Annotated in this window: 15 protein-coding genes; 6 read left to right on the top strand and 9 right to left on the bottom strand. The window is 44.1% G+C overall.

Annotated elements, in window-relative coordinates:
- The first annotated feature begins 14 nt into the window (after positions 1 to 14).
- Positions 15 to 995 (top strand): SDR family oxidoreductase, encoded by a 981-nt coding sequence (locus H539_RS0117760; protein ID WP_026694626.1) that lies wholly within the window; start codon positions 15 to 17, stop codon positions 993 to 995.
- Positions 996 to 1,609: 614 nt separating this feature from the next.
- On the opposite strand, the gene H539_RS0117750 is transcribed toward H539_RS0117760, so the two are convergent.
- A complete protein-coding gene (locus tag H539_RS0117750) occupies positions 1,610 to 1,972 on the bottom strand; it encodes a HesB/IscA family protein (protein ID WP_026694625.1) in 363 nt (120 codons plus the stop codon).
- Positions 1,973 to 2,181: 209 nt separating this feature from the next.
- Between H539_RS0117750 and H539_RS0117745 the strand changes: the two genes are divergently transcribed.
- A complete protein-coding gene (locus H539_RS0117745) occupies positions 2,182 to 2,865 on the top strand; it encodes a DUF2225 domain-containing protein (RefSeq protein ID WP_035323061.1) in 684 nt (227 codons plus the stop codon).
- A gap of 71 nt (positions 2,866 to 2,936) precedes the next feature.
- Here H539_RS0117745 and H539_RS0117740 read toward each other — a convergent pair whose 3' ends face one another.
- On the bottom strand, positions 2,937 to 3,173 hold the full coding sequence (locus H539_RS0117740; protein ID WP_026694623.1) for a YuzB family protein: 237 nt from the start codon (positions 3,171 to 3,173) through the stop codon (positions 2,937 to 2,939).
- A 463-nt stretch (positions 3,174 to 3,636) separates the two neighbouring features.
- On the opposite strand from H539_RS0117740, the gene H539_RS0117735 reads away from it, so the two are divergent.
- Positions 3,637 to 4,701 carry an NAD(P)/FAD-dependent oxidoreductase gene (locus H539_RS0117735; RefSeq protein ID WP_026694622.1) on the top strand — a complete coding sequence of 355 codons (1,065 nt, stop codon included), beginning with the start codon at positions 3,637 to 3,639 and terminating at the stop codon, positions 4,699 to 4,701.
- A 152-nt stretch (positions 4,702 to 4,853) separates the two neighbouring features.
- Here H539_RS0117735 and H539_RS0117730 read toward each other — a convergent pair whose 3' ends face one another.
- Positions 4,854 to 5,177 carry a hypothetical protein gene (locus H539_RS0117730; protein ID WP_026694621.1) on the bottom strand — a complete coding sequence of 108 codons (324 nt, stop codon included), beginning with the start codon at positions 5,175 to 5,177 and terminating at the stop codon, positions 4,854 to 4,856.
- Between the two features lie 452 nt (positions 5,178 to 5,629).
- Between H539_RS0117730 and H539_RS0117720 the strand changes: the two genes are divergently transcribed.
- Positions 5,630 to 5,857 (top strand): hypothetical protein, encoded by a 228-nt coding sequence (locus H539_RS0117720; protein WP_026694620.1) that lies wholly within the window; start codon positions 5,630 to 5,632, stop codon positions 5,855 to 5,857.
- Positions 5,858 to 5,925: 68 nt separating this feature from the next.
- On the opposite strand, the gene H539_RS0117715 is transcribed toward H539_RS0117720, so the two are convergent.
- Positions 5,926 to 6,255, bottom strand: a complete 330-nt coding sequence (locus H539_RS0117715; RefSeq protein ID WP_026694619.1) for a YuzD family protein — start codon at positions 6,253 to 6,255, stop codon at positions 5,926 to 5,928.
- 273 nt (positions 6,256 to 6,528) lie between these two features.
- Between H539_RS0117715 and H539_RS0117710 the strand changes: the two genes are divergently transcribed.
- A complete protein-coding gene (locus tag H539_RS0117710; protein WP_026694618.1) occupies positions 6,529 to 6,765 on the top strand; it encodes a NifU family protein in 237 nt (78 codons plus the stop codon).
- A 113-nt stretch (positions 6,766 to 6,878) separates the two neighbouring features.
- Here the strand turns inward: H539_RS0117710 and thrB are convergent, their stop codons facing one another.
- The 4 genes from thrB to yutH all read right to left on the bottom strand — a co-directional run bounded on the left by thrB (position 6,879) and on the right by yutH (position 11,400).
- Positions 6,879 to 7,802, bottom strand: coding sequence for a homoserine kinase (thrB, locus tag H539_RS0117705; RefSeq protein ID WP_026694617.1), 924 nt, complete (start codon positions 7,800 to 7,802; stop codon positions 6,879 to 6,881).
- On the bottom strand, positions 7,799 to 8,860 hold the full coding sequence (thrC, locus tag H539_RS0117700) for a threonine synthase (RefSeq protein WP_026694616.1): 1,062 nt from the start codon (positions 8,858 to 8,860) through the stop codon (positions 7,799 to 7,801). The genes thrB and thrC overlap by 4 nt, the downstream gene beginning before the upstream one ends.
- Complete coding sequence (locus H539_RS0117695) at positions 8,857 to 10,155, bottom strand: homoserine dehydrogenase (RefSeq protein ID WP_026694615.1); 1,299 nt, start codon at positions 10,153 to 10,155, stop codon at positions 8,857 to 8,859. Before H539_RS0117695 ends, thrC begins: the two co-directional genes overlap by 4 nt.
- 243 nt (positions 10,156 to 10,398) lie before the next feature.
- Positions 10,399 to 11,400, bottom strand: coding sequence for a spore coat putative kinase YutH (gene yutH, locus H539_RS0117690; protein ID WP_026694614.1), 1,002 nt, complete (start codon positions 11,398 to 11,400; stop codon positions 10,399 to 10,401).
- A gap of 137 nt (positions 11,401 to 11,537) precedes the next feature.
- Here yutH and H539_RS0117685 point away from each other — a divergent pair, with 137 nt between their 5' ends.
- On the top strand, positions 11,538 to 12,038 hold the full coding sequence (locus H539_RS0117685; protein WP_026694613.1) for a phosphatidylglycerophosphatase A family protein: 501 nt from the start codon (positions 11,538 to 11,540) through the stop codon (positions 12,036 to 12,038).
- Between the two features lie 49 nt (positions 12,039 to 12,087).
- On the opposite strand, the gene H539_RS0117680 is transcribed toward H539_RS0117685, so the two are convergent.
- Positions 12,088 to 12,978: an NAD-dependent epimerase/dehydratase family protein gene (locus tag H539_RS0117680; protein ID WP_026694612.1), complete on the bottom strand. Its 891-nt coding sequence runs from the start codon at positions 12,976 to 12,978 to the stop codon at positions 12,088 to 12,090.
- Between the last annotated feature and the right edge of the window lie 38 nt (positions 12,979 to 13,016).

Here is a 13,016-nt window from a genome sequence, read left to right as displayed (position 1 = left end):
GAGGAGGGAGTTAAATGGCACAAGAATCTGATAAACGTGATTTGCAACAAATAAAACAAATGCAACAAATGTTTCTAGAGAACATGAAAACTCAGCCTTATCCGATGTACCCTAATTATGGAAAAATCACACGCTATCAAGAAATCCCAATGAATTTACCAGAACAACGTCAACTTCGTCATCCTGGTTTAGAAAGCTTAATGGTACCACTTCCAATCATTGAAAATCCTAATTACAAAGGGAGTGGTAAGTTAGCAGGAAAAGTTGCTCTTATTACAGGAGGGGATAGTGGTATTGGTGCAGCAACAGCCATTGCCTTCGCAAAGGAAAGTGCTGACGTTGCCATTGCATACTTAGATGAACACGAAGATGCTAATAGAACAAAAGCAAGAATCGAAGAACTAGGACAGCGTTGTATATTAATGCCAGGAGACTTGCGAGATAAACAACAATGTATCGCTATTGTAGAGCAAACAGTAAAAACCTTCGGACGCCTGGATATTCTTTGTAACCACGTAGGGATCCAATTTCAACAACTCAGCCTTCTTGACATTACAGACGAACAATTCGATGACACCTTTAAAGTCAACATATATTCACATTTTTACACAACGAGAGCAGCGCTTCCTTACTTAAAACCAGGCAGTTCTATTATCGGTACTTCTTCTGTCGTAACGTATGTAGGTGAGCAGCAAATGATTGATTATACGGCCACAAAGGGTGCAATTGTTGGCTGGACACGTGCTTTGGCTAAAAATGTTGTGAAACAAGGAATTCGAGTAAACGCAGTTGCTCCAGGCCGAATCTGGACGCCGCTGATTGCAGCAAGCTTCTCGTCTGACCAAGTGGCTGTCTATGGGGCATTTAACCCAATGGAACGAGTTGCACATCCATTTGAACTTGCACCAACATTTGTTTATCTAGCTTCTGATGATTCACGTTTTGTTACAGGCCAAGTGCTGCATGTTGACGGTGGCGAATCCACACATTCCTAATATAAGGAGGTTCTTGCATTGAGATATGAATTTAATCGAGAAGCAGAGTTATTACTTGTGAACCATTCAACGGAAAAAGTTACTATGAGTTATATTGAGGATTCATGGCCAATGCCTAAAATAGGACGCAGACCGCCTTATTATTGCTACCCGAAATATGAACTGAATTATCCAATAATTTAAATAGACAAACAAAAAGACTTCCAAAACAAAGATGGAAGTCATTTTTGTTTATAATAGAAATTACGGGTATGGACAAATGAGTAAAAGGCTGGCTCTCCTTCATAAAATCACAGTTTTATTTAAGCTTCCGAATCCCTTTGAATCAAAGATACAAAGTTTCACAATCCTATAATTCCTAAGGATTCTTTATTACCCCCTAGCACTCTTCCCCGCTAAAACCAAGTCAATCGCTTAACTGATTAGACAACTTTCCAACTGCTTTTTTCCTTATCCACTTATTTAGCGAGATAGAAAAACCTCCTCAGATAGTTAGTTTTTCAAAACTATCGAGAAGGCATGTAATCACAATCTTGATTCCTGGCTTTAAGGGTTGTTAACACATTATTTTGGGCTTGTTACACTCAAAAAACCAATGTGATTTTTAACCCTTATTAGCATTCCTCAGGCGTTCCCGCAACCTTAGCCGTACGGAAGGATGAACCGCATCCGCACGCTGCGATGGCGTTCGGATTGTCGATGGTAAACCCGCCGCCCATTAAAGATTCTTTATAATCTATAACAGTCCCTCTAAGTATGGGGGAGCTTTCATTATCAACCAGGATGACAAGGCCATGCTGGTCGAGCCTTGTATCTTCTTCACCAATTTCATGGGCAAATCCCATCCCATAGGACAGGCCGCTGCATCCGCCGCCGTTAACCGACACGCGCAAATAAGCATCTTCTTCTTCATTATGCTTCATCATATCCTTGATATGCAGCGCAGCAGCTTCAGTCAGAGTAATCAACTCACTCATCGTTTTTCCGCCTCCTTTTTAAAATGGTTCCATACTATAGTATATACCAAACGAAACAGAGTGCTCAACTAAGTTGATTTTCACAATCCATCCACCAGAGAAGAAAAATAGGTATTTACTCCCTTGATTTATTATAAAATAGATGAATGAATATACCAAAAGGACTATAATGGTAAAAAAACACCTACAAAAAACAGGGAGCGCTGAATATGGAACCACTATTTGACCGGAACCTCATCTGTAATTTGTTCAGCAAAAGCTTTACTGCAAAGAGCATTCGGTCAAGATTTATACGAATGGATGGGATGGATACCGATTTCAGGCCGATTTACGCGGACCCGCTGCTTGACCCTTCACTTTATACTGCAGTAGTCTGTCCCCATTGCGGCTATTCATGTTCCGGCCAATTCTCAGCCCATTTTCCTCCTGGTACAAAAGAAGAGCTGAAAGAAAAGGTATCTGCCTTCTGGGTTCCCCGTGAGACCGGGAAAGAAAGAACACAGGAGCAGGCGATTACTGCCTACAAGCTGGCCTCTTATTGTGCTGGGCTCAAGAAAGAACCGCATTGCATTATGGCCGGAATTTTTTTGCGAATTTCATGGCTGTACCGCGGACTTTCAATGGAAGATCAGGAGCTCCGTTTTATCACACTTGCGCTTCATGAATACGAGAGGTCCTACTATGAAGGAGATTATCGCGGCACCAAGATGTCTGAAATCAAAGTGTTATATCTGATCGCTGAGCTCTCCAGGAGAACAGGGGATGTCAGCAAATCCGCCCGGCATTTTTCCATGGTCCTTGAGAAACAGCGCACTACAATAGAAACCAAGATTATCGAGATGGCAAAAGAGCAGTGGCAGCTCATAAGAGAAAAGCAGCGTATAGCCAAATAAAGCGGGGCAGATTATGGACTGCCCCGCTTTTATATATAGATTCGATTACTGAGACGACAGTAACCAGCTGATTAAAACATTGGGTTTTCTTCGATAAATTCATATATGCTGGAAACCAGCTCTTCTGCACTTTCTCCAGTGACCACTTCCCCGTTAACGAGGGCAAAGAAACTGCTGGCACATTTACCGCAATAGCCCAGACATCCATATTCAACAATATCAAGATCCGGATCTCTTTCAAGCACCTCCAGCGCTTCCTGTGAACCGCTCGCCAGGTTGCTGATGCAGAATTCTATAATAGGCTTCAACCATCTCACCTCACAGTTTAACGACCTAATCCTACCTCTTTTTTCCCTCTCAGTCAATTTCAGATTCTTCAAAAGCTCGTTTTCTTTATAAAAAAAGGGGTAGTCTATCTACATAAGTGATATTTAGGCCATCCTTTTTAGGATTTAGTTTACCCGTACGGCCCTCAATAGAATTCATGAATTTTCAGAAAGGCAGTATTTTAAATGCCCTATAAGCCGGCTCTTGCGGAATTGAATGGATGCTTTGATTAAGATTTGGTTCTCCAGAATTCTATTGAGATTTCATATGAATTTCGCTATACTTTTTAATGGTATTTAAATATAACATTTTGAAACTATGAAAAATTGACACTAGTAAAAAATCTGCATCGGCTTTCCAAAAGAACTCTGTAGAATGTGCTGGAAAGGAAGATGTAAGCGCTGAATCCATGAGCTACTATTTGAGGCAAAAGGGGTTAAAACTATGAAAAATTTAGTTGTTTTAGGTGGGGGCTACGGCGGAATGAGGATACTCCAAAGAATTCTTCCTCATCTTCCAGAGGATCGGACCGTCACCCTGATCGACCGGTCACCATACCATTGTTTAAAGACAGAATATTATGCATTAGCTGCAGGAACCGTTTCGGACCAGGAAGTTCGTGTTTCTTTTCCAGAACACGAGCGCCTAACGATTGCTTATGGGGAAATTACAGAAATCAGCCTGGAGGAAAGAAAGGTTTATTTGAATGATAAAGAACCTGTAAGCTATGATGATCTTGTGATCGGTCTTGGCTGTGAGGATAAATATCATAATGTACCTGGGGCCGATGTGTATACTCTAAGCATTCAGACCATTGAAAAATCGCGTACAACGTATCAAGTACTGAACAATCTGGCACCTGGCGCCAGAGTGGGAATCGTAGGTGCGGGCTTGAGCGGTGTAGAGCTCGCCAGCGAGCTTAATGAAAGCCGCCCGGATTTGAATGTGGTTCTCTTTGACCGCGGTGAGCATATATTATCCGCTTTTTCTGAGCGTTTGAGTAAATATGTGCAATCCTGGTTTACAAAGCATAATGTGGAAATCGTAAACAAGGCAAACATCACAAGAGTGGAAGAAAATCTGCTGTATAATCATGATGAGCCGCTTCCATTTGATGCTATTGTATGGACGGCCGGCATCCAACCGAACAAGCTTGTCAGGGACCTTGATGTGGAAAAGGATAGACAAGGCCGTGTTATCTTAACTCCACAGCATTTCCTTCCAGGACGTGATGATGTATTTGTGGTTGGGGACTGCGCGAGTCTTCCTCACGCTCCTAGCGCACAGCTTGCAGAAGAGCAGGCAGAACAAATTGCAGATATTCTAAAAAGGAAATGGGCAGGAAAACCAATCCCAGAAACACTTCCTTCCATAAAGATGAAGGGTACCATGGGCTCTCTGGGCAGCAAGCATGGATTCGGACTTGTCAACGACACACCAGTAACCGGCCGTGTTGCCCGCCTGATTAAATCGGGGATCTTGTGGATGTATAAATATCACAACGGGTAATAATTTTTTAGCTTTTTTCTATTTTTGTAAAACCTTTATCCATCAAGGGGTTTCCCCCATTACAATAGAGAAAAAACACGCAGTTTTTTTCAAACTGCGTGTTTTTTGTTAAGTTTTAATGCTCAGTCCGGATAGAAAGCCAAATTTACTACTCATAGGATATGAGATGAAATCAGTTCACTATCATTGGTTGGGTCAAAAACTTCAAACATCTTATAGGAGGGTTTGTTGCTTGTGTATTTTTGGACCGCCTTCTCAAGAATAGGAAACAGAATAAGATTGGCTTGTTCTGCATCTTTTTTAGTATCCCAATAATTCAAAGCCCTATATTCACAAGATGAATCGTCCATAAAATAAACATTTCCCCTAAAGCCGGATAGCTGTCTGTTCATTTTGTCCAGTTCCTTGATGAGCTGCTCTGCAGCCTTTCTCTGTTCCGGAGCCAGTTTAAATATGACCAAATGAGCGTAGAACATGAAGATCCCTCCTGCTTTCTGTTGGTAATACTATATGAAGGGAAAATAAATTAATGAAAAATCCTCAGGCTTTTCTCTTGAATTTTAGCATTTATTCTATAAATAATAGAGTATAATAACCACATGAAATTAAATCAGAAAGAAGTAAGTGACATTGAATAAAAAGTTCATTCTAGCCTTTGCGGCAGCAGTCATCATAGTCAGTTTGGGGCATCAGCCCAGTGGAGGATACAAAGATCCCCGCAAAGGCCGTCCCGGCCCTTTTAAGAAAAGCTATTTCCGCCGCATGTAAAAGATGGGCGGAACAGCTTTACTAAGCTTAGCATGCCGCCGGCTAAAGCTCTTCCGGCCATCACTTTGGAAAAGAAAAACCTACCTACAGACCTCTGATATACTGGAGTGCCTGCGTCATCTGTCCGAATGTTTTGGTGTTTGTGAGGGTGGATCCCAGTGTGAACCAGCTGGATCGCCACCTCTGGCTGGATACCGGAAATGATGACTTCGATTCCCATCATTTTGAAGCCTTTCAATGCATTTGCAAATCCCGGTATATTGTTAAGCATTTTTCAGCATCGGCAAATGGGGAGCATCCAGGATTAGATACTTCAGCTTCAGATCCATGGCCTGCTGCAGTACTAGTAAAATCCCTGTCGATCGCCATTACGGCTACGATCAAATGAACAAAACAAGTGCGTACCATTCGTTTCCTCCAAAAAATATGTAATGCTTAAGTATACGTTCTACTGCCCTATTCCGGCAGCTGCCGGTAGCCGTACTTCTCCATTTCAGCAACGATTGTCTTCAGCTTTGGATTTCCTTCACCGACAATTTCGGATTCTATACGCACAACCGGATAAAACATGTCTTCCTCCACGACTCTTAGTGCAAAGGCACGTTTTTCTTCATCCTCTGGCGGATTTTCTATGTCAACATAGCTCACCGAAAAGCGCTGCCCAGGAAATTTACGCCCCAGTGCTGCCTCAAGCCAGTCACGGGTTTCTTTGGAAGATGGCAGATTCACACAGCTTGCACATATAATTTCAGCTCCATATACCTGGACTTCAATTTCTTTTTTCATTACGATTCCGCCCTTCGCTGGAAATTCATTTTTTTCGCTTAATCCCATTTTAAGTTTACCTGATGCTGTCCCTTTATAAAAGCTGTATTCATACTAATGGATATTTTCAGAAAGTTTGTGAACCAATATGGAACATGATACATAGAAAGCCAGACAGCTTCAAATAAGCCCAATTTAAAGATAAAATGCGATTCCATGTATCTTTTCGGTTAATTCGGATAGCTTTTTAAGCACATAGTGATTATAATAATACTAGGAAAGGAGTGGATAGGTATGTCTGAACAAGCAATGACAGAACAGGTTCAAGAGGTCCTTGATAAGCTTCGTCCGTTTCTTCTTCGTGACGGTGGAGATTGTGAGCTTGTAGATGTAGAGGACGGAATTGTAAAGCTTCGTTTGCTGGGTGCATGCGGCAGCTGCCCAAGTTCTACTATTACACTAAAAGCAGGAATCGAACGTGCCCTGCTCGAAGAAGTTCCCGGTGTTGTGGAAGTTGAACAAGTATTCTAAAGCATAAAGATAAATGAAGAGACTGTCTCAAAATAAGGAACCAGCCCCTGCCTGTATGGCAATTCACCATACTGCAGCCAGGGCCCCTTATGAGACAGTCTCTTTTTGTATGCTTACAGCTTCAGTGATGCGGAATTCAGCTTCTCGACAGTGCTGCCGATATTGTCTATCGCAATCCGCATAACGCTGAAACTTGGAAACTCTTCTTTCAGCCTTTCCTCTGCTTCCGTGCAGCAGCTTTCATCCACAAAACATAGGACGGTCGGTCCCGCACCGCTCAAGGCTGTCCCGAAAGCGCCTGCTTTTTTTGCAGCAGCCTCTACACGCTCCAAATGCGGCACCAGTTCCCTTCGGTATGGCTGGTGAAACAGATCCGCTCCCATCATCTTACCCGCCAGCTTATAATCTTTTGAAAGCATGGCAGCCAGAAAGGTGTTAGAAACAGCACTTGCCTGGACTGCTTCGCTAAATGCCAGGGAAGAAGGAAGAACCTTTCTCGAGTCTTCTGTCGGAAGCTCGTATTCAGGTATGACGGCGATTATTGAAAGGTCATCCAGCTTAAATGACAGCAAGTCTGTCCCAAGGTCGGTATGCCTTCCTACTACCAGCCCCCCGCAGACAGAAGCCCCTGCGTTATCGGGATGGCCTTCATATTTGGAAGAGAGCCGCACCTTATCCTCCCTGGAGAGACCCAGTCCTCCCAGTGCATCGGCAAGCTCGATCCCAGCCACTATGGCTGAAGCGCTGCTTCCAAGGCCCCTTGTAAGCGGTATGCCGCTTGATATCTGTAATCGGCAGGGCTTCAAGCCAGCACCGAATTGAGCCGCCGTTTCAAGGGCAATCCGGCAGATGAAATGAGTTTCGTTCTTAGGAAAGATTTCGAGTTCCTTTGTCAGCGGCACCACTTCCCAGGTGTCTGAAGGAGCTGCCTCAAGCTCCAGATACAAACCCAATGCAAGGCCGATGGAGTCAAATCCGGGTCCCAAATTTGCCGTGCTTGCAGGGACTCTGATCCGGAACATTTCTGCTTCTGTCATTTACGTGCCACACCCATCATATGCCCGGCGATAGCCTGCTCATCTGCCGGAAGGAGAATCGGGGCTATCTCGCTGTAATCCACCGCCGTTTCAGGGTCCTTCAATCCATTTCCTGTCAGCACAGCTGCAATTTTGGCTCCTTTAGGGATTTCTCCGCTTTTCACCTGTTTTATGATCCCAGCTATGGAAGCACAGGAAGCAGGCTCAGCAAAAATCCCTTCTTTTTTTGCCAGGAGCTTATAGGCACTCAAAATCTCATCATCCGAGACTTCATCAATTTTCCCATTAGACTCTTCAGCAGCCTTTACGGCAAGTTCCCAGCTTGCAGGATTTCCGATCCGTATGGCTGTCGCTATCGTCTCAGGCTCTTCAAATACCCGGTTATGCACAAGGGCTGCTGCTCCTTCTGCCTCAAACCCTCTCATCTGCGGGAGTCCAGTCCCCCTGCGTTCGTGATATTCCTTGAACCCTTTCCAATAAGCCGAAATATTCCCCGCATTGCCTACTGGAATGGCCAAAATATCTGGAGCAGCACCAAGAGAATCACATATTTCAAATGCTGCCGTTTTCTGTCCCTCCAGGCGATAAGGATTTACAGAATTGACAAGCGAAACAGAATGCTTTTCGCTGATGCTTCGAACAAGCCGCAATGCTTCATCAAAATTCCCATCAATCGCTACAATTTCAGCACCATACATAATCGCCTGGGCAAGCTTCCCTAGTGCGACTTTTCCGTTTGGAATCACCACATAGCACTTAATTCCTGCTCTTGCGGCATAGGCTGCAGCTGCGGCGGAGGTATTGCCGGTGGAAGCGCAGATAATCGCATCACTTCCTGCTTCTATGGCTTTTGCCACTGCCATGACCATTCCTCTGTCCTTAAAAGATCCGGTGGGATTGAGTCCCTCGTACTTTACATAAAGATCTACATCCAAAAGGCCGGACAGGTTTTTGCAGTGAATCAGAGGCGTGTTTCCTTCATGCAAGGATAAAGAGGGTGTTTCCTCCGTCACAGGAAGATATCCCCGGTATTCTTCGATCAGGCCTTTCCAGCTCATATGATTTTGTCTCCTTCCACCCGGTATGTACTTTTTACAGATCGTACCATGTCATAATCCTGTAGCTTTTGAAGAATCTGTTCAAATCCTTGAAGCGTCGCTTGATGCGTAATGACGACAATTTCGGCCAGGTCTTTTTCTTTAATAGGCATTTGCAGAATTTTTTCAAAGCTTACGCCATGTTCAGAGAAGATCGAAGTGATGCTCGCAAACACTCCGACTTCATCCTTCACATGAAGCCGCACAAAATATTTAGCCGTGATCTCCCCAGGTTCCTTAAGCGCCTTTTTGAACTGAGGTGAAATAGCACTGTTTCCCGTAACACCAAGGCGCATATTTTTCATGACCTCTACGACATCGGACACGACTGCCGTTGCTGTGGGCAGACTTCCGGCCCCCGGACCGTAAAACATCGTTTCGCCCACTGCTTCCCCATACACATAAACAGCATTGTACTCATCATTGACGGAGGCAAGCGGATGGGAATCCTGAAGCAATGCCGGCTGGACACTGACTTCAACCTTTTCTCCGCTTCTTGAGGCAAGGCCGATTAATTTCATGGTATAGCCTAATTTCTTGCTATAGCTGATGTCCTCCTCAGTGATCCCTGTAATTCCCTCCACCTTTACATCCGAAAGGTCAATCGGCATGGAAAAGCCAAGCGTTGAGAGAATGGCCATCTTCCTGGCAGCATCCAGGCCATCCACATCTGCGGCGGGATTCGCTTCCGCAAATCCAAGCTCCTGTGCCTCCTTCAGTACTTCCTCATAAGGAGCTCCATGATTATTCATCTTGGTAAGAATAAAGTTTGTGGTACCATTCACAATGCCCATCATTTTTGTAATCCGGTCAGAGGCCAGGCCCTCTACAAGGCTTCTTAGAATGGGGATGCCCCCAGCGACGCTTGCTTCGTAAAACAAATCGCATTTATTTTTAGTTGCTTCGGCCAGGAGTTCATTGCTGTGTAAGGCCATCAAATCCTTATTGGCCGTGACGACATTTTTTTTATTCCGCAGGGCCCTTAGCAAGTAATCCTTTGTTTCTTCAATTCCCCCCATCACTTCTATAACAACATCAATCTCAGAGTCTTCCAAAATTTCCTCGGGATTGACCGTAAGCAGACCGGGGTTAACCTGTACATCTCGTTCTTTATTCATATCTTTAACAAGGATTTTCTTTACTTTGACAGGACAGCCTATTTGGTGCATTAATTTGTCCTGATGATTCTCAATGATTTTTACAACGCCGGAACCAACGGTGCCAAGGCCCAGCAAGCCAATAGAAATTACATTCACACTTGTTACCCCCTTCTTTTGTCTTCCTAAAAAGAACAATTGTTTATGTATAAAAGACATTATAGTATTTATCCTTAATTTTTACAATAGTTAGAATTTTACTATACTCCCTGGAACCGCTTACCATCAAGGAATAGAAGGGAAAATAATAAAATAGTCTTAAAAGCCTAAAAAGCCATCCTAAAGGACGGCCAAAAACAACCATTCATCGAGCTTTCATTCATATACAGCTCCTCTGTTTATTTACAGCCAATCCAGCTTAGGCAGTTTGAGTGCCCTGGCAGGAATTTCGGATGCCTCATAAAAACTTTGAAGGAATGCCTCGTATAAATGCGATCGGTTAATCATGGTTTCCAATGATTCCTGCAGTTCATTCTGCTTGGACTCTGCACCAGCTATAAAGTAATTTTCAATCGTTTCATAATAATGGATGGGAAATAGGAGCCTGGAATATAAGAGTCTGGCAGAAAAAGCGGTGAGTGGGGAGGTTCGCTGATAATGGGAAACAAAATCCTTCATCTGCGGCTGATACGTATGGGGATTTAGCAGATAATGCTGCCTGATCCATTCGGAAATATCTCTGGATCTATGATCAAAGACCCACTGGAAAGGATTTCTGACCAAGTATTTCCCCGCCCACGTTTGCTTGGAGAATCTTTCATGGGAGACCGTACCGGCATCTGGTTCCCCCGGCTGCTCGTCGATTTCCGTATCCACCAGATACTGGATAGCATTCTCCCCCAAGGCCATGTAATAGGGGAAACTTTCAACAAAGATTCTTTCCACTTCATTATTGGGATGGGACTGCAGCTTTTCCCTCCACACCGTTTCAAGCTGGTCAATCCTTTGCTCCCACATTCCTTTCCACTGTCCGATTCTCGAGCATTCCTTTACCTGGGAAGGATAGCTCCTCCCTCTTATATGAAATCTGGCAAGCTTCCTGCCAAGATGCAGATCGCGGGGTTCCTTTAAAAGTGGATTGGATAATAACAGAAAGATCGTGCCATCTGCTTCTGAGATATACGTCTGGTTTTTAGACATGACAAATGAAGATACATATTTATCTCCCTGCATTTTTAGATGCTCTGACATCCCCAATCTCTCTTTAAGATCCGCCTCGTTGATTTCCTGGAGCGGTATAATACTGAATAGAGTATCCCTAGAAATAAAAGCGTGATATCCCCCCACTGGCTCCTGTCTTTCCATCTGGATCCCATAATTTTCATATATCGCCTGTTCAAGCATACATTCACCTCCATAAAAATAATGGGCTTATATAAATGGGTTTCCTTCATATATATGTAAGGAGGAAACGTTATTTGTATGAATTGTTCAAAATGAGAGTCTTTGTTTAGAAATCCATAGGAAAAGGTGAGTCTGACATGGGGAATGAAAAGAAGGAAGATGTATCTGAAATAGCAGCAAGGAAGTTGCTGGAGGACAGAGGGATAAAAATCAAGGATATTGCGGAGCTTGTCATGTATCTGCAGCAAAAATACCACAAGAATTTAAAAATGGAAGACTGCATTTTCAATGTAGAACGTGTTTTAAGCAAGAGAGAAGTGCAGAATGCCATCCTGACCGGCATTCAGCTTGATATTCTGGCGGAGAACAACCTTCTTCAGGAACCGCTTCAATCCATCATCAAAGCGGATGAAAGCCTTTATGGCGTCGATGAAATTCTTGCCTTTTCCATCGTCAATGTCTATGGGTCCATCGGCTTTACTAATTATGGGTACATTGATAAACAAAAGCCCCTGATCCTGCAGCATTTAAATGATAAAACCTCCGGCAAGTGCCATACTTTCCTTGATGACATTGTCGGCGCCATAGCTGCTGCAGCCTCAAGCCGTCTTGCCCACCGTTCTGCCCGCTCAGAATAAAAAAACGAGGCTGCCCTTCAAGGAAATATTCCGGGCAGTCTCGTTTTTTTCAGGAAGAAGATGCGGCAGATTCTATAGCTGTCAGCTTAAGGATTAGGGCGGGAAGCCATTCGCTAAGCTCGTCAAATTCAAATCCCTGGCTGGCGGCCTTCGAATGGTCCATATACCAGGAGTTCTCCACACCATACGGCGACATCTGCTCATCTGGTGCCTGCACGGTCACATTTGCCTTATTGCCAGTGGCTGATTCGATCTCTTTCACTAAGTCTGCAAGCGTGATTTCTCCGTGTGAGCAGGCATTCATGGGTCCTGCTGCCTGCCGCTCCCCCGTCCAGAACAGAAAGCGGGCTGCCTCATCGGAGTTTATGAAGGACATCTTCGCTTCCATATTAGGGACACCGATTTGTTTCCCTTTGAGAATGGAGCGGATATGAAAGTGCAGTCTCTGGGTATAGTCATCTTCACCCAGCACGATCGGGAACCTGACAGCGCAGACCGGAAACTGGGCTCTTTGGAAAAAGGCGGCTTCGGCAAGCCTCTTTCCTTCCCCGTAGGAAACCTCTTGCTCCTCCTCAATCAGTTTATATTCATAAGGATCGAATTCCCCTTCTTTCATCTTTGAACCATAGCCGTAGACGGAAAGAGTAGAAGTAAAGATATACCGTTTCACTCTTCCCTTGAAGATCCGGCAGGCCTCGAGCGCAGCTTTCTGTGAATAACAAATATTATCATAGACAAGATCCCACTCCTCTTCATTAGCTGCTCTCTGCAGATCCTCGGGTTTCGTCCGGTCTCCCGTGATTCTTTTCACTCTGTCTCCAAACGTGTCCTTTTGGTTTCCCCTGGTCATGACCGTTACCTCATGCCCTGCATCAAGCAGCAGGGATACTAGCCTCTTTCCAAAAAAACGTGTTCCTCCAAGTACAAGAACTTTGCTCATCTTACATCCCCCCTTACAAATGTTCACTTATACATCCA

The sequence above is a fragment of the Peribacillus kribbensis DSM 17871 genome (genome assembly GCF_000430765.1).
Taxonomy (GTDB): domain Bacteria; phylum Bacillota; class Bacilli; order Bacillales; family DSM-1321; genus Paraperibacillus; species Paraperibacillus kribbensis.
Note: the sequence above shows the minus strand (reverse complement) of the source record. Positions and strands in the feature narration are given on the sequence as shown.

Bases quoted from the DNA above. Each gene is read 5' to 3' on its own strand.
- H539_RS0117760 (WP_026694626.1), top strand. From the start codon at position 15: ATGGCACAAGAATCTGATAAACGTGATTTGCAACAAATAAAACAAATG.
- H539_RS0117750 (WP_026694625.1), bottom strand. From the start codon at position 1,972: ATGAGTGAGTTGATTACTCTGACTGAAGCTGCTGCGCTGCATATCAAG.
- H539_RS0117745 (WP_035323061.1), top strand. From the start codon at position 2,182: ATGGAACCACTATTTGACCGGAACCTCATCTGTAATTTGTTCAGCAAA.
- H539_RS0117735 (WP_026694622.1), top strand. From the start codon at position 3,637: ATGAAAAATTTAGTTGTTTTAGGTGGGGGCTACGGCGGAATGAGGATA.
- H539_RS0117730 (WP_026694621.1), bottom strand. From the start codon at position 5,177: ATGTTCTACGCTCATTTGGTCATATTTAAACTGGCTCCGGAACAGAGA.
- H539_RS0117715 (WP_026694619.1), bottom strand. From the start codon at position 6,255: ATGAAAAAAGAAATTGAAGTCCAGGTATATGGAGCTGAAATTATATGT.
- H539_RS0117710 (WP_026694618.1), top strand. From the start codon at position 6,529: ATGTCTGAACAAGCAATGACAGAACAGGTTCAAGAGGTCCTTGATAAG.
- thrB (WP_026694617.1), bottom strand. From the start codon at position 7,802: ATGACAGAAGCAGAAATGTTCCGGATCAGAGTCCCTGCAAGCACGGCA.
- thrC (WP_026694616.1), bottom strand. From the start codon at position 8,860: ATGAGCTGGAAAGGCCTGATCGAAGAATACCGGGGATATCTTCCTGTG.
- yutH (WP_026694614.1), bottom strand. From the start codon at position 11,400: ATGCTTGAACAGGCGATATATGAAAATTATGGGATCCAGATGGAAAGA.
- H539_RS0117685 (WP_026694613.1), top strand. From the start codon at position 11,538: ATGGGGAATGAAAAGAAGGAAGATGTATCTGAAATAGCAGCAAGGAAG.
- H539_RS0117680 (WP_026694612.1), bottom strand. From the start codon at position 12,978: ATGAGCAAAGTTCTTGTACTTGGAGGAACACGTTTTTTTGGAAAGAGG.